A 22,683-nucleotide genomic window follows, 5' to 3' on the forward strand; every position below is an offset into this window, starting at 1 on the left:
ATGGCCCACCGCACCCCCGCTCCCTTGCGCGGTTTCGGCGTCCTCGCCCGCGCGCTGCTCGGCCTGATCGCCCTGGTGGGTCTGACCGCCGGTGTTCCCTACCTCCTCATACGGGTGGGCCGGCTGCCCGCCAGTTTGCCGGGGAGCCTTGGTGCGCTGGCGCAGCCCGACGACGGCACGCTCTTCCTTGCCGTCCTGACCGGCATCGGATGGCTCGCGTGGGCGGCGTTCACCTTCTCCGTCCTTGTCGAGGTCGTTGCCCTCGCACAGCGGCGTTCGGCTCCCCGCATCCGCGGCCTGGGCGGCCTGCAGTCCCTCGCCTCGCTCCTGGTCGGCGGGATCGTCTTGCTGGTCCCTACGGCCGCCTCGGCTGCCACCAGCGGACCTGCTGTCGCCGCCACCGCCGTACACACCGCTGGGGAGAACAGTGGAGGCGCCACGCCGAGCGCACAAACGCACGCACCGCCTGCTCAAACCACTGGTCGGCAGCACACGGTGGCCACCTCCACCGAGCTGCCATGGGATCTGGCCGAGGAGTATCTCGGCGACGGCAAGCGCTGGAAGGACATCGCCGCCCTCAACGACATCCCCCAGCTGACGGCCGGCGACCAGTACCTGCCCAAGGGCGTCACCATCGTCCTGCCCCCAGACGCACACGCACGGTCGCAGGCCACGCGTGCCAGCTCCGAGAAACTCCAGAGCCCGGCGGCCCCACCGCAGCAGCCGACCGGTGCCCAGCACCACGATGAAGAGGAAGTGGAAGCGGAGGGGGATCTGCAGGCGCAGAGCGCAGGCGCCGAGCGCACCGCCCAGGTTCGCGTCGTGGCCCGTGGCGATTCCCTGTCCGGGATCGCACAGCAGGAGACCGGCAATGGCGCCAACTGGCCAGAGCTGTACGAGGCCAGCCGCGGCGCGCAGCCGCACGGGCTGCCCCGCATCACCGATCCGGACCTGATCCGCCCCGGCCAGCGCATCACGATCCCCGCCCCCACCACGCCGCACGACGACCAGGATTCCGCCGCCGGCCAGCACAACGACGAGGGCCAGGCGTCCGACGCGCGCACGCAGCAGCCTCCTCGCACCGGAGGCGGGTCAGATCACGGCGAGCAGGACTCTGCCGACGAGTCGGATCGCGGCGGTGACTCCGGCGCGTCCGGCGTGACCAAGCCGCCGACATCCCGCCCCTCCCCACACCGCAGCGAGCCCCCGGCGTCTGCCTCGGCTCGGCCCGAGGAATCTGCCCGACCGTCAGCGCCTGTCACCGCCTCGCCGTCTGCTTCGACATCTGATCAGGAGCGCGCACCCGCTGCACCGCAGGGTGCCGACGACACCCAGACGTCTTCACTCGTCTCGACGCGGACGGCCATGGGGGCCTTCGCGTTGCTTGCCTCAGCCCTGACCGGCACGCTCGCCTTCAGGCGGCTGCGGCAGCGGCGCTCCCGCAAACCCGGACAGACACTGCCTGAGATCGTGCCGGCAGCAGCAGAGGCCGAGTTGGAACAGGCGGCCCACGATGGGGCCGACGGCGTCGAGCGTCTGCAGGCCGCGCTGGCTGCGCTCGCCCTCCACGGTCAGGGCACTCCCCCGCTGCTGCGCGCCGCACGCATCACCGCAGACGGCATCGAGGTCCTGCCCGACGACGTTTCCGCCGCCCCACAAGCTCCGTTCACCACCGCGCACGCCGGCTGGTGGCACCTGCCCGACGACGTCGACCTTCCGGTGCCCGATGACGAGGCTGAACTGCCCTATCCGGCACTGGTCACACTCGGCACCGACACCGCGAACAGCCTGGTGCTGGCGAACCTGCCCGCCTGGGAAGTCGTCCTCGTCGACGGCGACCCCATCGCCCGCGCCGAGACGATCGCCTGCATGGCCACGGAGCTCGCGCTGGGGCCCCATGCGGATCACGTCGAGGTCGTAGCATCCGGGCTGGGCTCCATGGGCGCCGAACTTCAAGCGTTCGGCGTCCAGTACCTGCCCGACGTTCCGCAGGCCGCCGGTGCGTTCGCCGCGCGGATCCTGGAAGCCCACCAGGACCCCGAAGACCGCGGGATCCCGTACGTCATGCTGTGCGGCGGTGACCTGGACGCAGACACCGCATGGCAGATCGCCGAAACTCTCGACCACTCCCGCGGCTTGACCCCGTGCGTACTCGTGCTGCCCGCCAGCGCCGCATCGTTGTTCCCCGACGCGGAAATCCTTAACGCTTCGGCCGACGCGCCGCAGGACGTCAGTGCCATCGGCATCGATGTCCTCCTGCAGCGCCTGGACGCGGCGTCCATCACTCAACTCGCCGCCGCCTACCGCCAGACCAGCCGACCCGCACAGGGACCCGAGGGCGTGTGGAAGCACGTCCCACCGGAGCCCATCGAGGTACCCGAATCAGCCCCTGCCGTCCATCCGGTCCCCGACCCGCGGCAAGACAACAATGACCGTTCCGGGCCGGTGCCCGCTGGCGACGCGGCAGGCCAGCACCAGGACGTCGCGACCCGTCGCGACAACACGGACGCCGCACAGGCGCAGCCGGTCGCGTTCCAGGCCCTGCTGGATTCTGCGGGCGACCCGGGCCAGGCATCGCTCAAAGCCGTTCCGCCCGCACCCACTTCGGTGAGCGGAGAGCCTGCCGAGCGGATCGGGCCGCGGTTCCTCATCCCGCCCGTTCACTCTCTCACTGCTGCCGAGCGCACCCCGCCGATCCTCAAGACCGACGCCGACAAGACCCTCGCCGGAGCCGGGCCGGACGACACTGCTCCCCGGCTGCGGGTCCTGGGCACACTGGAATTGCACAACGCCGGAGACTTGGAACCCCGCCTCATCGGGCTTGCTGCGCACCTGCTGCTCAAACCGCACAGCAGTGCCGAGAGGCTGTGTGAGGACCTGGGCGATGGAGAGCCCTGGTCACCGAAGACGCTCGGCTCACGGCTGCGGGACCTGCGTACCAGACTCGGCGCAGACGTCGACGGCGACCTGTATGTCCCGCAGCGCAAAGGCAAATCATCCCCCTACGCGCTCTCGGACAAGGTCCGCTGCGACTGGCACGATTTCGAGCGGCTCGCGAAACTGGGGGTCAGCCGTGGCGAGGACGGCCTGCACTACCTTGAACGAGCCCTGGCCATGGTCGACGGTGCCCCATTGGGCGAGCATGCAGCATCTTGGATGAGCGGACTGCGCACCGCCATGCAAGCCCGCATCGTCGACACCGCACACCACGTGGCCAGCTACCGCACGCAAGACGGTCGGCATCAAGACTTCCCCAGCGCCCGACAAGCCTGCACCACCGGCCTCAACGCCGACGGCCACTCCGAAACCCTCTACCGAGCCCTGATGCGCGCCGAGGCCGCAGCAGGCAACCGCACCGGCCTGCGCGCCGCCATCGCACAATGGCAGGACGCGAACCGGCACCTGACCCGAGACCAGATCGACAAGAAGACCCAGACGCTCGTCGACAAGCTGCTCGCCGCCTCCTAGCTGGGCTGGAACCGATCTCTTGGGGCCGTGGCCGAGTTCGTTCTGGCGGCGGCGAGTTCGCGGGCAGCGTAGGCCAGCAGTTCCTCCGCCGCCGCCCTATTCGACACGGGCGGACTGCCCTACCAGCGTGCCACCGTCTCCCGGACCACCGCGATAATGCGCCTGGCGAACCAGCTCGCCGTCCAGGCTGGCTGCCTCACCAGCGGCCGGTGACCACAATCGAGCCGTGCAGCGGATACAGGGACAGGCCGCTCCAGGCAGCCTGAGACGTCACCGACAGCAGGCGCGGACCACACCGTCCGGGACAGAAGGGCAGCACTCTCCGGGCACCAAGCTCGCTCGGGTGGCCCGGATTTGGGGCTGGCGAACAGCCGCCCAGGGGATCTCAGCTCTCCACCGGCCATTCAGAGCCCATCTTGAACCTCAGTCCGGGAGCAGTTCCTCGGCTCTCGGGGCCAGTTCGAGGGGGACCTGACGAACGGTTCCGGATTCGACGACGAGTACGTCGGGGATGTGGTCTTCGTAGAAACGCACATAGCCGATGGTGCCCACGGTCGTTGTCCGCGCAGCGATCCACTTGAGGAGATGCCGCAGGCTTGCGAAGTCGTCGGGGTGCACCTCCTGACGTGCCAGCAAGGAACAGCCTCGAGGCCCGCTCTGGAGCAGGCCTGCCAGCGCCCCACCGATGCGCTGCGCGGGGCCGGTGCCGGTCAGTAGTGGATATTCCTCATCACCGTCCGGTTTCTCGTCTTCTGGTGTCTCGCCCAGGTGCCACCGGAGCAGACCCAGCTCTGCGGAATCCGGGAGGTCCAAGGCCAGCTGGAGTTCGTAGAAGTCACCCACGACAGCAACGCTAGCGCTGCGGTTGGTCGACCCCGCTCGCAGGGGCTGGATCAACGGGTGTGCCGGTGCGTGGCCTTGGGGAGGGCGCGTCCGATCAGAGTCCTCAGCTGGGCACTGTCACCGCCATGAGATTGCCGTCCCCAAGGTGCAGCCACCCCTGGCCAGGAGTGATTGCGCAGCCGACAACCGAGTCTCCCGTCCTGATGCCGACCCAATCATCAGAGTGCCGCTCCTGAGGAGATAGAAGGAGGCAAGCCCCGAATGCCCCCGTGCCCTCGACTCCGACCGCTTGCAGGTCGCCATGCGCACGCAGCCACGCCAGCAGCAGACGGTAGCCGTCCGGGGTCGTGGGGAACGACGCGGTAGCCAGGTGCCGGCCCATACAGTCGATCACCGCGCCCTGGTGGACATCGGTGTGGGTGTCCACGCCGCTGATCACCGCGACCCGATCCGCCATGCTGGATGCCTGTCCTTCCGCGCGAGCACTATGGATCGCACGCGGCTGGCCGGACACCAGGACAGACTCTGATGGGGCCTGCGTCCAGGCTCCTGACTTGTTCAATCGAGTCCAGACGCTCGGTCTGCAGACGTAGCGTCCAGGGTGCCGGTCAGCACGGGCCCGCAGTGCTCCTTGCCGCCCCCGAGCCGGCTCACTGCTAGCGTTCCGCCGCTGACCAGCACCCGCGCGGTGTGGCTCGGCAGAGGCATGAAGGTGACGCCTGTGCAACGTGGTCTACCGGATCATGAAACGCGACCAACGGAACCACGTCGGATCCGCTTCACAAACAGAGGCGCTATGCCGTCACCGAAACCCGACCGGCCACGCGCACAACAGCACCGCCCGGCCAGCCGACGGTTCCTGGAGAAGACAACCCAAGCGTCGATCGTTCGTCGGGTCAGGCAGCCCGAGCGGTGCCGCCGCCGTTCTCACAGTCGTTCGTACAGTGGCGCGCTCCGCCTGGACGCCATGAACCACGCCCGCTCCACGGAATGTGGGTCGACGGCAGACGGGATGGGAGCTGGGGAGAGTGGTGGGTTGATGCAGTAGTGGCGCCTGCGCGTCGATCGGGCTACTGAAGTGCGACTTTGTCGAATAAGGCCGAAAGACACCCTGTTTGAATGACGTACCGGGCACTCACACTCAAATAATGGCGGTTCTCCACGGTGTCAGCCAGCCTGAGTGCCTGTTGTGTTCCTCGAACGGGCCCGACGTTCGTGAGCGGGGACGGATCATTCGCCTGTCAGCTGAACTCTGCGACAGGTGCTGGAATAAGGTCGCCAACGAGCTTGCCGTGAGCGAGGGCGCCACAGCTGCACCGGAGCCCGAGTTCGACCCGGATGACGTCGAATGGATCGAGCCTCGTACGTGCCGGCATTGCGATGCACTGGTGCGTTGCTACCCGACCAACTATGACCGTTGGGTCGAACTGGCCACGTTCGAGCTGCCGGCGAAGAAGGTCCCTCCCCTGCACCGTTGGCGTTTGATGCGTCCGAAGGCGGCGAATACCCCGATTACTGTGGCGACAGTGGCCATCAGGATCGGCGCCATCGATCCCACGCCCGGAGAGCCCGTCATTCCCGCTCATGAGTTCGTGTGTCTGAGGCACGAAGCATGACCGTTGAGACGTTCAGCGATGGATGGCCACGCTCAGCGCCAGTTGGCCGCTGTGGCTACCCTCCCTGCATGGAGCAGGCTCATCCCCTCGTTCGCGACATCTTCCCGGACCTCGTCGCCGAACTGGCCACTCTTCTGGAGAAGGAGGGGGAACACGTGCTGGCCATCAGCGTGCGGGATGTTCACCTGGTTGGTGAGTGTGGCTGCGGTGATGACTTCTGCCAGAGCATCCGGACAGCAGATCATCCGCAGGGACAGCCGTTCGGCCCGGGCCATCGGTGCGTAAAGAGCGCCGGAGGCTCATCCTCCGGCGCCCTTCAGACAGTTGGGATCCGCACGGGGTTGTACACCCTTGGATCACGATCGGGCATCAGGCGATCTTCGCCTCGCACGAGGCGGCCGCCACCAGTCGAAGATCATTTACGGGACAACCTTTAGGGCCTCACACGGACAGTAGTAGCGGTGAGTGTCTAACTGCGTGACAACCGCGATGCACACCCGCGAACAACCGTGGACGTCAGCGGACCATCAGCGCCGGTGACAGGCACAGCAACCCAAGGGCAGCGAGCATCCCCAGTTGCTTCGAGACGAAGCGGTCGCGTCGCTAAGGTGCAATGTGTGAGCGACGACGTTCCGGCCTGCCCTGAGTGCGGCCAGCCCATGCGGTCTGGTGGCCTCGTGCTCTCCGAGCGGAAGGACGATGGCCGGCAGACCTGTCGGTCGCTGTGGAAGTGCGCCGACCGACACATCTGGTGGCGCTGAGCCGACCGGCCGGACGGGCCATGGGAACTCTGCCCCGTGCCGCAACTGTTCCGCTGACATCCAACGCTGACATCAACGAGCCCGGACGGCGGCATACGGCAGCGCCCGGCAACGGCACCCGCGCACAGGTTGGACCGCAGCCACGCAGGGGCGGGATCGAACTTACAAGGCAGATGCCGGTCGGCCCGGTGCCTGGGGAACCTACGAGGGCCGCTCAAGCCGGGCCGCCATATCCGCGAAGGCCTCCACTGCTTCTCGCGCAACTTCCGATAGCTGGTTCAGTTGGACGGTGTCAGCCGCATCTTCAATCCTGATGGCGGCGGCCAGAGAGGCCCGTGCAGCGTTCAGTGCTGACTCGTCTGCGGGTAGGAGTTGGAGTCCCAAGAGCGCGCTTCGTGCCGCTGTGCGGGCCTGGTCGCATGCGTCCTTCGTGTCGATGTACCGCACCTCCGTGGGCTCGTGATCCCTCTTGATCCATCCCCGCCTGATCTGCCAACGCCGGAACTCAACAATGGCTCCCACGAACGTGTTGTAGGCGGCCAAGCGCTCCCGGCGTACACGTTCCGTCCGCGCGGCGAGCTCGAGTTTGGCTGCCTGGCGGTGTTGCAGCAGACCCGTGACGAGCGATCCCCCCAAGGTGCCTGCAACGGCTATGAGCGCGACAAGTAAGGACTGCATGTGTCGAGTTCAGCACAGCAGATTGCTACCCGCTGTCTGATTCACGGATCGCGACCGTGGCTGCCGGCATTCACAGCGATGTCGGTCAGGACCGACGGTTGCGTGCCACAACCGCGCCAGATCGTGCGGAGAGCCACGGGACTCGCAGCCACCATCAGGGTCAATCTGCGCCAATGAGAGGCGCTTTGGACAATCGCCACGCGGGATGTCTGCGCAGGTGTCGGCGACGCTTGAATAGTGAGCCGGTTCCGGCGGGCGAAAGTTGACCCCCACTGCGTCAGTTGATGTTGGTCATTCCCCGGTGTTGGCGGCGGGAACCCGTCCGAGGTCGCGGCCGCGCATGCGGTAGCTGTCGCCCTTCAGCGAGATGACCTCGGCATGGTGGACGAGGCGGTCGATCATTGCGGCGGCGACGGTGTCGTCGCCGAAGACCTCGCCCCATCGCCCGAAGGGTCTGCTGCTGGTCACGATCACCGAGGCGCGTTCGTAGCGGCCCGAGATGAACTGGAAGAACAGGTTCGCGGCCTCGGGCTCGAAGGGGATGTAACCGACCTCGTCGACCACGATCAGCGGGATCCGTCCCAGCCGGGTCAACTCATCACTCAGACGCCCGGCTTGATGGGACTCGGCGAGGCGGGTGACCCACTGGGCGGAGGTGCCGAAGGCGACCCGGTGGCCGGCCTGACAGGGCCCGGATGCCGAGCCCGGTGGCAAGGTGGGTCTTGCCGGTGCCGGGCGGCCCAAGGAAGATCACGTTCTCCTTTCCGACGACGAAGTCCAGCGTCCCCAGGTGGGCGATTACCTCGCGTTTCACGGACCGCTGGTGGTCGAAGTCGAAGTCCTCGAGCGACTTGCGGGAGGGGAAACGAGCCGCGCGGATGCGTCCCTCGGCGCCATGCGAGTCGCGGGCGGCGACCTCCCTCTGCAGGCAAGCGGCCAGATACTCCTCGTGGCTCCAGCCTTCGCCGCGTGCCCGCTCGGCGAGCCGGGCGGCAGCGTCCCGCAGGGCCGGCGCCTTCAACGCCTCCGTCAGATAGATCAGTTCGGAGCCGATATCACGGCTGGTCCTGTCCTGGTTCGTGCCGTTCTTCGTGCTCATCACGCTGCCCCTTCACCCGTGCTCAGCCCGCCGTCGATGACGCCCAAGATCCGGTCCGCAGCTGGGCTCGTCACCAGACGATCACCGACCCGGACCACGCGGCCGCTGCCGCAGTCGCGTCATTGCGGCTGCCCCGGGACCACTACGTTCGCCTGGACACCTGCGACTACTCGGTGCACCCGCTGGCCGTCGGCCGCCGCATCGAGTTCGCCGCCGACCTGGACCAGGTCCTGGTCACCTGCGACGGCGTCGAGGTCGCATGCCATGCCCCTTCCACCAGCCTGGCGGGGCGATCGGCGGTAGGGCCAGCATCCGGGAGCGGTCCGCTTCCAGCCGGTCCGCCGGGCGGGCCTGCAAAGTGCGGTGGATGCGCCGGTTGGCCTTGGTCAGCCAGTCGGCGAGCTGGATGTTGAAGTCCGCGGGCGAGGCGAACACCCGGCCAGGCAGGAACGAGGTCTCGAGATAGCCGTTGGCCCGCTCGACCAGGCCTTTGGACTCAGGATCCCGTGGCTTGCAGAGCAGGAACTTGATTCCCAGCAACCCGGTGAACGCAGCTAAATCATCGGTCAGTTGAGGACCGCCGGACCGCCAGGAGCCGACGGCTCCCTCGTTGTCCCAGACCAGCACCCTGGGGACGGCGCCCAGCTCGATCAGCAGCCGCCAGTGCCCGGCGGTCAGATCGGCCGCAGACCTGGAGGGCAGCATCCGGGCGGTGATCCACCGCGAGTAGCCGGCGACCATGACCAGCACCGGCGGCCGCCCGACCTGTCCGAAGCCGAGCGGGATGTCGGCCGGCGGAAACCACAGGTTGCACTGGCCAATCTCACCCGGTTCATAGACCGTCCGTGACGCCGGATCCGCAGGCCGGTAAGCCGAGCAGCCTCGGCTGCGGCACGGACCAGTCTCACAGCCGCTGCTGGGCGACACCGTTCACCGAGAGGTCCGCGTCTCGCGTTGGCAGTGGCGTCTGCGGTTCTTCTTCTCCAGGAGCTTGCTGTGGCTCGTCCTGTGTGTCTCTGGCTCGGGCTCCATCTGTCAGGAAGGGCACCTCGCTGTGTGAAAGGAGCCGTACCAGTTCGCTGTCGAGACCGGCCTGGAGTGGAGTTCCGTCCTTGCCGAACGAGTCGATCTCTCCGCCGAACAGGGGTGCCTTGGTGGCCTCATGGGTCACCTTCACTCCGAGGATGCCGCTGTGGTCGTAGCGGAACTGTACGAGGACGGCGTTGCGTTCCGGGTCGCGTTCCGGCTTGGGGAGCCGGACTTCCAGCTGGGCTAGAGGGAAGGCGCGATCGCTGTCTGCTGGATAGCCTGCCTCTCCTTCGATGATCTCCACGTTGACTGAGACGGCATCCGGTCGTGAGGGGGTGAAGCGCCGCTCGCCCCGCGCGACGAGTGTGCGGTTGCGGCGGATGATGGGCTGGAAGCCCTTGCGGGGAGCGGCGTCGAAGGCGGTACCCAGGTCGTAGTTGGTGACGAGGCTGAAGCGGTTGCGCTGGTCGGGGTCGTCGAGTGCTGCCGAGTAGATGGCTGCGCCTCGTGCGACTGCCGTCATGGGGTGGCATAGCTCGGCAGGGATGATCCGGTCGGCTCCCAGGATGCGGCCGACTGCCTGCCGGGCTTCTGGGATCTGCGACGTGCCGCCGATCATGAGTACGGTGTCGATGCCGTCTGGTGCGATGCCGGTGTCGTCGAGGCACTGTTCCAGGGGTTCCATGGCGCGTTCGATCAGTGGTGAGACGGCGGCGAGGTATTCCTCCCGCAGGATGGTCAGCGTCGTGCCGAGGTTCGGCAGGTCGAAGGGGACTTCGGCCGCGTCGGTGCGCGAGAGAGCGATTTTGGTCAGCTCCGCGTCGCGGCGCCAGCGGTTGCGTTCCCCGGCGCTGAGCTGCTCGGGTACTTGTCCCAGCTTCTTCAGGACGATCCTGGCGAGGGCTTCGTCGAATTCCAGACCGCCGAGTGCTGCGATGCCTCGTGAGGAGAGTTCTTCGAAATACTTGCCGTCGTAGTCCAGGACCGTGACGTCGATGGTGCCACCGCCCCAGTCGAAGATGAGGAAGCGGCCGGGGATGTCGATGTCGTTGGCGTATGAGACTGCTGCGGCTGTGGGCTCGTTGAGGAGGGCTTTGACTTTGATTCCGGCCAGTCGTGCGGCCGCGCGTGTCCTGTACCGGGCGCCACCGGTTGCGTTGGCCGGGACGGTGACGACGGCTTCGGAGAGGTCGAGGAATCTGCGCTGTGCGGCTGTTTTCATCTGTGCAAAGAGCGAAGCGGCTGCAGCGGTGCTGCGGAATGGTTCACCGCCGAGCCAGACATGGTGCTCTTCGAGGAGTGTTCCTGCCGGGTCTGCCTGCTCCAGGCCGGCGGAGCGGGTGCCGAGCATGCGCTTGACTGCGTCTACGGGTTCGGCTGTCGCTGTCTTGGCTGCCCAGCCGAAGCAGAGGGTGCGCTGCAGGTCGCGGACAGCAAGCACTGAGGGGAAAAGCTGCTCGAACTCCGGTTGGCGCCATTGTGCGGGAACGGTTTCGCTGTCTACCGGCACGGTTTCAGTGTTCGTGCCGTCAGAGCGGGCGACGACCGAGTTGCTGGTGCCGAAATCGATGCCGAATGTCAACTGGTCTCCCCTGGTGCCTCATTGTGAGTGTCTGACGGCTTGTCCTGCGGTTGCTGTGTGAGGCGTCGTGGCATGGTGACGCCGCCGATAGAGCCGGGCGCCGGCCGGGCGGTGCGGCGAGGTGTCATGCGGTTGCCGGGGGATGCGGTCCGTGGCCGTGGCTGCCGTGTTGTTTCTGGTGGTTCCTGCTGGTGGCGGGTGGCTGCGGGCAGCTGCGCGCCGGCAGGGCTCGTGTCAGCGTCGGGGAGGCAACTTGTCTGGCTCAGCGAATCCGGCGGCTCAGGGGATGTCGCTTCGTGCGGCGCTTCGGGGCCGTGCGCGTCCCTGGGGGTCTTCTTGGCCGGCGCGGCTGTTTCCTCTGGGGTTTGGTCCTGGGCCTGCGGAACGCCCGTCGGGGTCAGGGGGGCTTGGGTACCGGCTGAGGCAGCGCTGGGAAGCGGTTCATCGAGGCGCTTGGCCGGGTCCTGGTGCGGGGCAGCTGTCTGTGCTTGTCCGGGTGCTGGTGCCGCGGTTTCTGCGGGAGTTGGTTCTTTCTCTCTGTGGCGGTCCTTGTGCTTGCGTGAGGCGGAGCCGTGGAGTTTGCCAGCGGGCGCAGCGGACTGTTCACCGGTTGGTGAGCGGATCCATCCGCGCTCGATCGTCCGCCCGGTCTCGGCATCAACGTAGGCAGGACTGACGAGTTCGTACACGTCGCTGTCCTGGGTGAGGTGATCGGGTGGGCTGCTCCCGCCTGCCAGGTTGAATGGCGACAAGTCCGAGAGGTCTGAGATCCGCTGGAGTCCCGCGAGGGCCAGCTCCCTGTCGATGCGCCTCTGCAGCGGTTTGAGTCCGCTGGCTTGTGCTGCGGCGCGGTCGATCACCGCTAGCTGGGCCAGGTGGCGGTCCCGGGACCCCATGCCTTCGACCACGCCTGATCGCACTGCATCCGCGATCTGCTGGCCGGCGGCTCGGACAGCGTTCGCGATCGCCTCAGGCCTGTCGTCTGCGGCGTCCAGGGTGTTGTGGAGGGAGTGCATGCCCGCGGTGATCGCGGGTTGCACTGCGGCCAGGACTGACGTCAGGAGAGCAGCGGCGTCGAAGGTACCTTGCTGGAAGCGGGGATGACCTTCCCCGATGGTGATGACGATCTGCGGCTGCGGTGTCTGGGGAGCGCCAGCGTCCGAGGCGGGTGTATCTGCTGTGTGCTCAAGTGGATGAGGGAGCGCTTGTTCCGGCGGTCTATGCGGGGCGCTGCGAGGCTTCCTGCCTTTCCGGTCCGGCCGGTCTGCATGGCCCTTGGAATCGGAAGTCCCGCTGCGATGGGGCTCTTTCTTCACTCGTTGCCGCTCTCTGAAACGGGGGTCGGGCAGGCCTCAGCTGTAGCTGGGAGTCCTGCATTCTGGCAGGCGGCGCGGATGATCGTCCGGGCTGCCTGATCGCGGGCGTAGTCCTGCTCTTGCTGTGTCGGTGGGGCGGAGCGGCGCGGCATCTGCGGTGTGCCTGCTCTGACCGGGGCTGCTTCGGCAAGAGGGGCGGCCCACTTTGAAGGCATCAGGGGCAGCACGAAAGGTTCGATGGGGGCGCGGCCGCGCTCGCGTGCCTGGATGGCGTCTTTTGCCTGGTTGACTGCGGCCTCGCCGTCCTCGTCGAGAGCTCTGCGAAGAGCGCGCCATTTGTCTTTCCACACCTGATTGGGGGCGCCGTCGGGTGCGTCCAGGACCAGGTAGGGGTTGAGGACGTGGTCATCCTCACGGTGGCGCTGCAGTTGGCGCAGTACCCCGCGGTTGTGCTCGAGATTGGCGCGCCCTGTTCCCGGCAGCTGGTCTTCGCGCGGGCCCTGTCCTGGCGCCGTCGGGCTGATCAGTTCGAGCGCTTTGTCATACGTTTCGTCCCCGGAGCCGTTGAGTACGAGCAGGTAGGCAAGAATGTTCTTGGCCTCCCAGCTGCCGGGAGTCCAGATCTCACGCAGGGCGTTTGCGTCGTTCTGGGCATGCTTGAGGAGCGAGTCGGCCCGCTTGTAGTCTTTGCTCAGCTGCATCCGGTGCGCGGCGCGGAGGGCTCGGTGCATGCGCCGCACGACGTACCAGCTGCCGAATGCCTTGTCGCGGCGAAGGTGTATCTGTGCCTGGGGGGCGAGTCTTTCCAGTGCGGGCCAGAGCCATTTCTGGGCGGACAGCTCAGTGGGGATCCGTCCGGTTGAGTGCACTTGGATCAGGTCTGCTGCCAGTTGGCGCTGTGCGTCTGTCAGGTGCTGTGCTTCGTCCAGCACTGCGATGTCGCCGCGGGCCAGCCGGAGGCGGAATTCGCGGCGGGTCAGTTCGTCGGTCCATCCCAGGTTTCGGAGGTCTTCGGTGCTCACCTCGGAGGGGGTGAGGCGGGCTTGCAGGTACAGGCGGCGATCGCCGTGGGGCGGGACGGCTCTGGCTGCGATGTGTCCGTCGTCGATCAGGTCATCGATGACGGACAGTGGCAGGTAGCGCAGGAGCTTTTGCTGGGCTTCGGCTGTGACGTGGCCGTACTGGGTGAGCCTCGTGTAGTCGGCGTAGCGCTGCCATGCTGCATCGGCTTCGTCGTTCTCGTTGTCTGGGGGGCTGCTGTACCTGGCGGGCTTGTAGGCGCGGTCGCTTCCAAGGAGGGTGCGGGCGCGTGCGGCGTGGCGTGGCGTGAGGAGTGCTTCCAGCCAGGTTCCTGCTTGGAGGAGGGTCTGGACCGCGGTGAGCGGAGGCAGTGGCAGTACGGCGGAGACGATGTACTGGGCCAGCTGGTGCGCGGTGGTATCCGGGGTTTGGGTTTCAAGGTGTGGCGCGGGATAGCCGGCGGCCTGTGCTGCAGCGGCTACCGCGCGGGCCGCCTGTTGTGCCGCCTGCCAGGCCGTCTCTGATGTGAATCCGTCGGGGAGTCGCCTGTCCTGAGGACGCGGCGCGGGTGCGGAACCGGGGTGCGGCTGCGTGCTGTCCGTCTGCTGCGGTGTCTGAGGGTTATCTTGCGCTGGAGGGTTCCTGGCTGTTGGTGAGGATCCGGTTGCTCGCGCTTCGATCAGGGCGAGGCGGCGTTGCCGTTCCTGCTCGATCAGGGCCTGCCGGGTCAGCGCTGCGGGCGGGCGGTCTCCGGCTGCGGGGTGTGAGAAGAGGGGGCCGCTGGTCACAGGTCCTCCTCGGCGAACTCCATCAGGGCGCTGGTGACTGCGGCTGGTGTGCGGTCCAGGCAGTATGCGTCGACGAAAGCCGTGCGTTCGGCCAGGCCGTTCGCGGCGATGTAGTCGCCGTACTCCTGCAGTCGCGGCGCCATTGAATTGGGCTGGGCCGATTCCAGTGGATGTTTCACCACCACGGCGAAGGGCTTTTCTACGAACTCGCTGTCTGCGAGGGCGATGCGGCCGGAGGGTGTGTCGTGTAGTTGAGCGGTGAGGTCTGTGCGGTCCTCGGCCCAGCGTTCCAGCAGGCTGCCGTGCGCGCTGGTGTCTGTGGCAAGCGGCCGGCAGCGCAGCACTGCGATCAGGTCTCTTGCGAGCCGCCAGTCGAGCAGCGGGTGAAGCCTCATGTTTGAGTAGTCGCGCAGACAGCGGTAACAGGATCCTCTGCAGTCCCTGGCGTGGTCTGGGCCGAGTTCTGAGAGATATGTGTCGACGGCGTCGAGGAACTCCTCGATGTACTTGGCTGATCCGAGGTGTGTGCTGAATCCTGCGCCGTTCTCGAGGCTGTCGGCGAGGTAGGCGAGTACGGGGGACGCCGCTGATGCGGAGCCGTGGATGCCGGCGAGGAGCTCCTCTGGCTGCACATCGAGGAGCGGTGCTGCCGCGCGGCGCAGAAGCGAGGCGAGTGAGTACCAGGCTGCGCGGCGGCCGTGGTAAGCGTCGCGGAATCCGTGCGGCTGCTCGTACTGGGAGATGTCGAATCGCAGGCCGCGGTCGGTATCGAGCGGTGCCCGTGCACCCAGGAACAGCATGTCGGTGTGCTCTGTGGCTCCCAGGGCTGTTTGGATGTCAGCCTGTGCTTTCGGGCTGTCCACGACGTGGTAGCCGCCCCACGAGCCGTGCACTTTCCTGAACCGGTACAGGCGGCCGTTGTTGCTGTTGACGGTGAACCGGTCACCGCTTCCTGCGTGGACGACGAGCCAGTCGTCGACGCCTCGTTCGACCCGGGGGGCTTCCTTGTCGAGATCTGCTGCCGTACGGGAGCTGGCACCGCCGTGGCCCCATTCACGCACGCCGTCGTAGTCGCGCGGTGTTCCGGCGCGGAAGCCGGCCGGCTCGCGCATCGGCAGTGCGGTGTAGTTGGGGCGGCCCGCTGCCCCGCATGCAGGGCAGGCTTTTTGTTCTTCGCCTTCCTCGTTGAGCAGCTGGATGTGCGCGCACAGGCGGCACAGCGCGACCCACCTCTCGGGACCGAAGGGTTCCTCTTCGGCCCGCGGCTGAGTGCCACCGGGCCGGAAGGAGGCAATTCCCATCGCCTGGTAGAGGCGTCCGTCACGCGGAGTCTCAGAGCCCGGCGCGAACTTGGTCAGTGCGACCGCCAGATTGCGGTCGATGGCGCCAGGCGGGGGCCAGGGGAAGTTCTTCGCAGGCCGTTCTGTGTAGAGATAGCGGACGCGTGTGGGAAAGCCGAACATGGGCAGGAGCCCGGATTCCGCAAGCCGCTGGCTGAGATCGGTGTGGCCAGTACTCAAGGCTGCCTGCTGGTCCACCTGGTCCAGGAGCTCCTGGATGCAGCGGAACGGGTCAATGGCGGCTACCGCCTGCGGCGTTCCCAGCTGGAGTGCGCGCGCCGCTGCTGCGATGTCTGATCGGTTGTCGTCCACCCAGCGGCGTACCCGCTCCCGGTGCACTGGCCAGTCGGCCGCATGCCCGAACTGGCCGTGGATGTTCTTCGTGAGGTCAGGGTCTCGCTTTTGCCGTGCAGCAGCCACTGCGTCGAAGGCCAGCCGGAGCACTTCGCCGAGCAGGACCCGTTTGAAGATGGACGGCATGCCCAGGGCCAGGTACGGCGGCGGGGTCGGGGCATTCGTGATCTCGTCCGGTCTGGCGAAGTAGTGCTCATCGTGGCTTCGCCCCCGGCAGATCGTCAGAGCCGTGGCCGTAGGGCTGCCGCGGCGCCCGGCCCTGCCCACACGCTGCTGGTAGTTGAAACGCGTGGGTGGCATGTTGGCGAGCAGCACCGTGTTGAGGGAGCCCACGTCAACGCCGGCCTCCATGGTGGTCGTCACCGAGAGGACTTCCAGGCCGTCAGCGGCGGGGACGTCGCTCTCACCGAGGAAAACGTTCTGGAACCGGGCCTGGCGTGACTGGGCGTCAATGCGGTCGGTCTGCCCTGTGAGTTCGGCGGCTCGCAGCGTGAAGTTTCCGGTGCGGCTCTGGGCTTTCCAGGCGTAGTAGTCGTCGTTGAGGGGCCCTGCGAAGTGGACGGGGCTGGCGGGGAGCGGGGCCTGGCACTTGGTGCAGAGTCCGGCGCCATGATGGAGATGGGGGCGCCGGCAGTTGCCGCAGATCCAGGCACGCCCTCCCCCTTGGCGCAGGGCAACCTTGCGCGGGTCGATGATGTACTGGGCGACTGCCTGCCCCCACCCGGCGAGCACGCGGTCTTTGACCGTGTCGACATCGGCGCCGTCGCGCTCGGCGACTCGCTTCCACAACCGCAGCAGCGGGGCTGGCGGTTTCTCGGAGCCTGCCCGCAGTTCCCTGAAACGCCGCAGCAGTCCCAGGATTCGCAGGCTGGCCCGGCACAGAGCGACGTCAGATTCTAGTGGCATGTCGAGGGGTGAACGGTCATCTGAAAGGCTGAGCCAGCCGAGTCCGAGCGACTCGAAGTCGCGGTCGGCGCCGGAGAAGAGACCGAAGATGAACTCGCGTCCCAGGCTGTCGTCGATGCGCTTGAGGAACTCCTCCTGCTCCTGTCCCAGTCCGGGCTTGAGGCTGCGGTCGCCCTCCCAGTCGAACAGCGCCGTCCAGGGGATGCCCTTGTGGTCCTGGAGCGAGGCAGCGGGGCCTGCGGGGTTGGCGCCGTATCCCAGCAGGCGTGCGCGCAAGTCGTAGCGCAGGTCCTCGAGCGAGGGCCGTGAGCCGAGAACTGACTCCAGCTCAGGCCGCCGCTCGGGCTCCGCGTCGATCTCGTCGCTGAGGATGTCGCGCAGCGCGGACAGTTCCCGGGGGCGGCGGGCGCGAAGCCTGTGCAGCGCGGCCTTGACCTGCTCGCGGTCGGCTGGCTGGCTGGCGTAGTGGGCCTTGACCAGCTGCAAGTCTGCGAACGGGTCGCCCTGGCTTTCGACGACCTCGGCAGCTATGAGCCTCAGGAGGTCTTGGTAGTGGCGCAGTGAAAGGCCGCTGGCGAGTTCTGCAGCGTCGTCGCGGCTGTCGGAAAAGGCAATGACCTTGCGTTCCCCGTCCGGCATATGGCCGAGAGCTTCGGTGGTGAGCACCTGATTGAGCTTGTCGAAGCCGGTGCGCATCCGGCGCACGGGGGCGCTCCTCAGCCGCGCCGGGTCCTCCAGGCCGATTGGCTTCAGCACTGCGGTCTTGGGGTCCCGTGCCCTCTTCATCTCCCAGTCGTCGCCGCATGCGGGGCAGCGCGTAGGCAGCGCCCTCAGACCTCGCAGGTCGAGGGCTGGTTTTCCGTCCTTCCCCTTCTCCGGGACGACGTGGAAGGACCAGCCGGTGTATGCCGCTTTGTCATTGGCGAGCCGGCCGGTGCCCGGCTGGTAGCGGCTGGGCCTGAAATGGAAGGTGGCCTTGGCCCCCTGATTGGACTCTGAGCCGGTCCATTCGGAACTGTCCAGGCCGGGTTGTTCTCTGCGCGGCCAGTAGACGATGTAGTTGCCGGCGTTTGCTGCGCCCGTCGCATCGTCGGGCAGCTGATCGAAGTCAGGGAAGTCGGTGTGCAGTGAACCGCGGAAGGTGTCCTTGCCCAGCAGATGCGGACTGGTGAAGCCGCCGAGCATGAGGTCGCCGCAGTTCTGGCAGTACAACAGCTCCAGAACCCGCGCTCCGCAGCTGCAGCGGGGTGTGGGCGCCCTGAACAGCTTTCCCACACGGCGCTGCGGATGCCTGTCAGCGGGGGCATCGGGGCACTGCGGGTCGGAGCAGGCCCAGATACCGTCGATGTTGCGGAAGAACATGTGGGCCCGCAGCTTGGGCTGCCCGGGGTCTGCTGCGGCGCCGAGAGCGCGCAGAAGACCGTGGAGGGCCTCGGCTTGCTCCGCCTGCGATGAAAGTCCCGGGAAGAGCTGGACGGCTGTGCGGGACAGAGACTGTGCCTGCGGTTTGCCTGCCGGAGCCAGCACTCGTGCCAGTGCGTCGCCGGCGCCAGTGGTCTGCAGGAGACGGCCCGCTTGCTGAGGCTCAAGGGCGCCCCCGGCGGCATGGGCCAGATTCTGGGCGTGCGCCGTCAGATCGGTGGGGCCGGGGCCGGGAAGTACAAGGGTTCCGGGCACGACGGTGTGCCGCCCTTGCGGCAGCGCGAAGAAGGATTCCACGAACTCGTCATCCCGGCCCGCTTCCAGAGAAGCCGAAGCGGCCAGGACACGGAACTTTTCCGGCGCATCGTCAAGGCCGAGCCGGTGCCGCAGTTTACGAAGGAGGTAGGCAACCTCAGTCCCTGCGGTCCCCCGGTACATGTGCAGCTCATCAAGGACCAGCGTGAACCGCGCTTGAGGGGTGGTGCGCAGCCATCGGCGGGTCGCCTCGAATACCGGTGCTTCCTGCGGCCGCAGGAGCATGATGTTAAGCATCGAGTAGTTGGTGACGAGGATGTCCGGTGCAGCGTGCTGCATGTCCCAGCGGGCGTGCATCTCAGCGCCGCCGACTCGCGGGATGAAGTCGTGCACCTGGTCTGCGGCTCGCTGCTCCCGCTCTTCCAGTTCTCGCATGTACGTCCGCATCCGGTCCAGGGCCGGCAGCGCATCAGCACGCCCGGACACCGGCGTCACACCCGTGTAGCGGCCGAAGTAGAAGCGGTGCCCTGACCGGTTCCGGTCCAGCCAGCCCCGGGCCTGGTCGCTGTCCAGCGCTCTGCGCAGGCGCACCAGCTGGTCATCGGCAAGGGCATTGGTCGGGTAGAGGATGAGTGCGCGCATGGCCGCAGGGTGCCCGTCTTCGCCGGTGCGGCTCGGCTCGAAACCACCACGCGTCCCCCACCACGGCACCTGGGCGCTGCCGCGGCCTGTCCAGCTAGCAGACTCCGCGACCAGGTCGGCGATGACCGGCAGCATGAAAGTCTCCGTTTTGCCTGAACCTGTGCCGGCCGTGACGACGAAGTCCTGGCCGTCGCGGCACGCCGCAACGAGCGCGTCGTGCTGGTGCCGGTAGAGCTGGCTCACACCATCAGGGAGGGCGAACCGGGCGAAGTCAGCTGCCTGGGCGTGTGCGTCTGCTGTACGGAAGGACTCCGCGATACTGACGCCGCTCGAGGCATACTGCGGGCGCAGTTCCAGCAGCGGTTCGCGCCAGGCCCCGCCGTCCACGTCCAGGAGCGCACGCCGCTCCTTCATGACCGAGGGATCGCTGACGGCGAATGGCGTGTCGTAGTACCGCATGAGCGTGTCACGCAACGCCTGGAAGGTGCCGGGGATATCCGTGGCTCCGGGCCTATGGGGCAGCTCGGCGGGCTCAGTCATCGCTCGCCTTCCCAGGCCCCGCCGCGGGCTTCTGGATCTCGAGTTTCTGGTGCAAAGACCTGGCCAGCCGCTCGCCGGCCGTCAGGGGGACGTTGTCGTAGCAGACAGTCCTTGCAAGCTTGTGGAAGCGCGGCTGCAGACCTGTGCACAGGACGGCAGCCCGGGCGTGCAGGGGCGGCAGGGGTGCTCCCCAGTCGACTGCGAGACGGCCTATCCGCTGGCGGCCGGACCCGCCTTCAGCCTTCCACCTCATCACGCTGGTCCCCACACGCTCATGTTCCAGGTAAACGCCGTATTCATGCTCTGTGCTCAGGAACTCTCTGCCCCGCCGGACCTGGACAAGTCGCACCCAGTCTGCGCTGCGCCATCGGTAGAGCCCGTCCTCGTCGTACGACTCAGCGGGTGCGTATTCCCCGCTCTGCGGGCGGTACCGCTCGACCGTGTGCGCGTTGCCTCCTCCTGGCGGTGCGGCCTGGGGGCCTGCAGACAGCTCTGGAAGAAGGGAGACAATTTGCGTCGCGGCGCACGGGACGTAGCGGCATCCGAGCCGCTCAGCCTCCCGGGGCAGACCCTCTGCAGAGTCGTACTGCAGGTAGAGAGTGTCCGGCACGGGAATGTCGCCTTCGGCCGCCTCATTCTCCGCCCAGACGAACGCGGCCCAATCGTCGCCCGCAGCCTCAACCAGGCCGTCAAATACAGCAGTTCGGCGCCCGGTGATAACCGCAAACCCGTCAGAGAACGGCACCCGCGTCAGGACCGCAGGGGCCGCGGACCACAGTCCCCGGCGCCAGTCCACATCCAGATGCCCGAGCGCAGACACATCGCGCAGCCACCGGCCGTCCGCCCCCTCCCGCACCGGGATCCCCCTGCTGCGCGCCGTACGGAGCACGCCGGCCCTCAGATCTGAGACTTTGCCGCCCCCAAGCTCACTTGCCCACCGCAGGAGCAGGTTTCCGATGCTCAGCACGCTGGTACCTCCCGGGCCAGTTCAACGAAAACGTCCCACAGCTCACCCGTACCGGCGCTGCCCGCATCCAGCACGGCCTCAGCCCACGCACGGTGCTCAGGGCCAGGAACAAACGAGGGATGTTCCGGATAGGCCGGTACAACGGCCCAAGCTCCTTGCCGGAGTTGGAGGATCCAGCCTCCGCTGCCGCGGACTTCGACCTCGAAGTGATAGCCGGCAGGCGGCTGGGAAAGTCTGGCCCACCACGCGGGAGAGTCCGGTTCGGCTATCTTCCAGGCGCGACCGTCTGAGGCAACGAACAGCGTCCGCTGAGCCCGGCGCCGACACAGGGCGACGCGGGATGCGCCCCTGGCTCCCCGAGCGCCAAGGTCGGCTCCGCGCAGCAGGGCGGTGCTGCCATCCGAGGACGCAAACGCCGCAGCTTCAGAACCGGTCGCAGCAAATCCGGACGGATGGTCCAACTCAACTAGGTCAGGCGCACTTTCGGCCGTAGTAAAGGCAAGAGCGTTCCCTTCGGCTTCCAGCAGATGCGCGCCCTGACGAAGCCCTCTCGGCCACAGCGGAATGGGCACTCCCCTCGCATGGAACGGCGGGTTCTGCGCCTGTCCGTCAAGCACTGCCTCGCCCGACGCGCCATCAGGCAGCACCACATCAGGCTCTCCCCCCGCCAGGTAAAGCCTCTTGCTTATCTTGGGGGCCAGGGGCAGCCCGCCGTCGAGGTACGCCTTGAACTGCGGTGCAGGCTGCACCGCAAGAACCGTTCCCTGGACGTCGCGGATAGCTTCCTTAAGCGACACCGCGTCATCGAAGACCACGCGGGGATACAGGACCCAGCCCTGAGGAATCCAGGACAGCTGACGAGGCTTGCGCTCACGATCGGGTGGCGCCGCCTTCTCCAGCACAGCCTCGACGTCACCAACAGCCCCCGGGCCCGCCAGGATCATGTGCTCCTCACCTGGCACGAACCGGTCCACACTGGTCCGGCAGTCCAGCGATTCGTTCTGCCTCAGCACCACCAGAGAAGAAGCAGGACGGCTGACCGCGACCCCTCCGCCGAGAAGCTGAACGCCAGCACGCAGAGACCCATCCGCGGGGAGCTCCAGCCCATCCACCGCGTAATAGTGCGTATCCCCCAGCTCTCGAAGCACAATGCCGCGGGGCAACTCGTACTGGCGCGCTCCAGCACGCGGGAACCTGGCGAGCCATCCCAGACGCCGGTTCTCCAGCCGCACCAGGAGTTCCCCTCTTGGCGTCCCCGGGCGGACGTACTGCGCAGAGCCGTCCCACACATTGGCGAGGCCGCCCAGAAGCCGCTCGACAAGCGGCCGGAACTCAGGGTGACTCAACGCGTTCTGGAAAGCTGCTGAGAACTTGCCAGCCTGGTCCCACAGGCGCACTCCCTCGGCCAGGGTAGCGCCGGGCTGCGGCCACGCCGCGGCGTTGCGCTCTCTCATCACGTCGAAGAACTTCGGCAGCAGTTGCCGGTCCGTTCCGCGCAGCACGGCCTGAGACAGGGCATACCCGATGCGCGCCTGGTTACGGGGAAGGTCACCAGGCGACGGAATCGTGCACAGACCACGGTAGGCACCCCACTGGTGCTGCCAGGAAGCAAGCCGCTGCCACATCTGCGAAACCGGCGCGTACTGCGCCGATGTGAGTACTCCCGCCCTGCCCGAGAGGAGCTCGGAGAAGTGGCCGTGGTAGTTGCTCGCCCTCCGGTTCCCGTCGTGGGCCATGCGCGTAGCCGCCACCACTGAGGAGGCGAGCAAAGGCAGCACAGCTGGCGCGTCCTCACTGTTCTGCTTCGAGGCCTCGTAGCCCTCGATGGCGCTATAGGGCCTGTGCTCGTCCGACAGGACAACCCGGCGCACGGCCTCGGTAAGCGACACAGAAATGCCGAAGCGCTTCTGCAGTCGCTCCGCCTCCCCCTCGTCCACGTACATGACGACTGGATGGCCGTCCCACTCGGGACTGAAGAAGGTGTCCTCCAAGGCTCGCTGCCAAGCCCCATACGGCACGAAATCCATGTCTGCCTCGGTTCCCCGTCCAAGCCCCAA

At 67.1% G+C, this 22,683-nt stretch carries 12 protein-coding genes and 2 pseudogenes; 3 read left to right on the forward strand and 11 right to left on the reverse strand.

The genetic code is table 11. The annotated features are described in order from the left end of the window. Positions 1 to 3,468, forward strand: a complete 3,468-nt coding sequence (locus OHO83_RS09160; RefSeq protein ID WP_330279143.1) for a LysM peptidoglycan-binding domain-containing protein — start codon at positions 1 to 3, stop codon at positions 3,466 to 3,468. Between the two features lie 423 nt (positions 3,469 to 3,891). Here the strand turns inward: OHO83_RS09160 and OHO83_RS09165 are convergent, their stop codons facing one another. Further along, complete coding sequence (locus OHO83_RS09165) at positions 3,892 to 4,311, reverse strand: hypothetical protein (RefSeq protein WP_330279144.1); 420 nt, start codon at positions 4,309 to 4,311, stop codon at positions 3,892 to 3,894. Positions 4,312 to 4,414: 103 nt separating this feature from the next. Then, complete coding sequence (locus tag OHO83_RS09170; protein ID WP_330279145.1) at positions 4,415 to 4,768, reverse strand: hypothetical protein; 354 nt, start codon at positions 4,766 to 4,768, stop codon at positions 4,415 to 4,417. A 691-nt stretch (positions 4,769 to 5,459) separates the two neighbouring features. Here OHO83_RS09170 and OHO83_RS09175 point away from each other — a divergent pair. Then, positions 5,460 to 5,927, forward strand: a complete 468-nt coding sequence (locus OHO83_RS09175) for a DUF6083 domain-containing protein (RefSeq protein WP_266677008.1) — start codon at positions 5,460 to 5,462, stop codon at positions 5,925 to 5,927. 32 nt (positions 5,928 to 5,959) lie between these two features. On the opposite strand, the gene OHO83_RS09180 is transcribed toward OHO83_RS09175, so the two are convergent. The 3 genes from OHO83_RS09180 to OHO83_RS09190 form a co-directional block, all read right to left on the reverse strand. After that, complete coding sequence (locus OHO83_RS09180) at positions 5,960 to 6,202, reverse strand: hypothetical protein (RefSeq protein WP_330279146.1); 243 nt, start codon at positions 6,200 to 6,202, stop codon at positions 5,960 to 5,962. A gap of 1,455 nt (positions 6,203 to 7,657) precedes the next feature. Beyond that, entirely contained in the window at positions 7,658 to 8,080 is a 423-nt protein-coding gene (locus OHO83_RS09185) for an ATP-binding protein (protein WP_330279147.1), read from the reverse strand. After that, entirely contained in the window at positions 7,965 to 8,465 is a 501-nt protein-coding gene (locus tag OHO83_RS09190; protein ID WP_330279148.1) for an ATP-binding protein, read from the reverse strand. Before OHO83_RS09190 ends, OHO83_RS09185 begins: the two co-directional genes overlap by 116 nt. Positions 8,466 to 8,584: 119 nt before the next feature. Here OHO83_RS09190 and OHO83_RS09195 point away from each other — a divergent pair. Beyond that, a pseudogene (locus tag OHO83_RS09195) lies at positions 8,585 to 8,731 on the forward strand (Mu transposase domain-containing protein); the annotation flags it as partial. Between the two features lie 7 nt (positions 8,732 to 8,738). Here the strand turns inward: OHO83_RS09195 and OHO83_RS09200 are convergent. From OHO83_RS09200 to OHO83_RS09225, 6 genes and pseudogenes are all read right to left on the reverse strand, one after another. Next, positions 8,739 to 9,335: pseudogene (locus tag OHO83_RS09200) on the reverse strand (DDE-type integrase/transposase/recombinase); the annotation flags it as partial. Positions 9,336 to 9,369: 34 nt separating this feature from the next. Then, on the reverse strand, positions 9,370 to 11,076 hold the full coding sequence (locus OHO83_RS09205; protein ID WP_330279149.1) for an Hsp70 family protein: 1,707 nt from the start codon (positions 11,074 to 11,076) through the stop codon (positions 9,370 to 9,372). Positions 11,077 to 12,388: 1,312 nt separating this feature from the next. Then, the gene (locus tag OHO83_RS09210) at positions 12,389 to 14,200 is read right to left on the reverse strand and encodes a hypothetical protein (RefSeq protein WP_330279150.1); all 1,812 of its coding nucleotides are present in this window, start codon (positions 14,198 to 14,200) and stop codon (positions 12,389 to 12,391) included. After that, complete coding sequence (locus OHO83_RS09215; RefSeq protein ID WP_330279151.1) at positions 14,197 to 19,659, reverse strand: DEAD/DEAH box helicase; 5,463 nt, start codon at positions 19,657 to 19,659, stop codon at positions 14,197 to 14,199. Before OHO83_RS09215 ends, OHO83_RS09210 begins: the two co-directional genes overlap by 4 nt. Further along, positions 19,652 to 20,626 (reverse strand): hypothetical protein, encoded by a 975-nt coding sequence (locus OHO83_RS09220; RefSeq protein WP_330279152.1) that lies wholly within the window; start codon positions 20,624 to 20,626, stop codon positions 19,652 to 19,654. Before OHO83_RS09220 ends, OHO83_RS09215 begins: the two co-directional genes overlap by 8 nt. Further along, complete coding sequence (locus OHO83_RS09225; protein ID WP_330279153.1) at positions 20,620 to 22,653, reverse strand: hypothetical protein; 2,034 nt, start codon at positions 22,651 to 22,653, stop codon at positions 20,620 to 20,622. The genes OHO83_RS09220 and OHO83_RS09225 overlap by 7 nt, the downstream gene beginning before the upstream one ends. Between the last annotated feature and the right edge of the window lie 30 nt (positions 22,654 to 22,683).

The sequence above is a fragment of the Streptomyces sp. NBC_00569 genome (genome assembly GCF_036345255.1).
Taxonomy (GTDB): domain Bacteria; phylum Actinomycetota; class Actinomycetes; order Streptomycetales; family Streptomycetaceae; genus Streptomyces.

Coding starts and splice junctions, on each gene's coding strand:
- OHO83_RS09190 (WP_330279148.1), bottom strand. CDS start 8,465: ATGAGCACGAAGAACGGCACGAACCAGGACAGGACCAGCCGTGATATC.
- OHO83_RS09160 (WP_330279143.1), top strand. CDS start 1: ATGGCCCACCGCACCCCCGCTCCCTTGCGCGGTTTCGGCGTCCTCGCC.
- OHO83_RS09170 (WP_330279145.1), bottom strand. CDS start 4,768: ATGGCGGATCGGGTCGCGGTGATCAGCGGCGTGGACACCCACACCGAT.
- OHO83_RS09175 (WP_266677008.1), top strand. CDS start 5,460: ATGGCGGTTCTCCACGGTGTCAGCCAGCCTGAGTGCCTGTTGTGTTCC.
- OHO83_RS09225 (WP_330279153.1), bottom strand. CDS start 22,653: ATGGATTTCGTGCCGTATGGGGCTTGGCAGCGAGCCTTGGAGGACACC.
- OHO83_RS09180 (WP_330279146.1), bottom strand. CDS start 6,202: ATGGCCCGGGCCGAACGGCTGTCCCTGCGGATGATCTGCTGTCCGGAT.
- OHO83_RS09215 (WP_330279151.1), bottom strand. CDS start 19,659: ATGACTGAGCCCGCCGAGCTGCCCCATAGGCCCGGAGCCACGGATATC.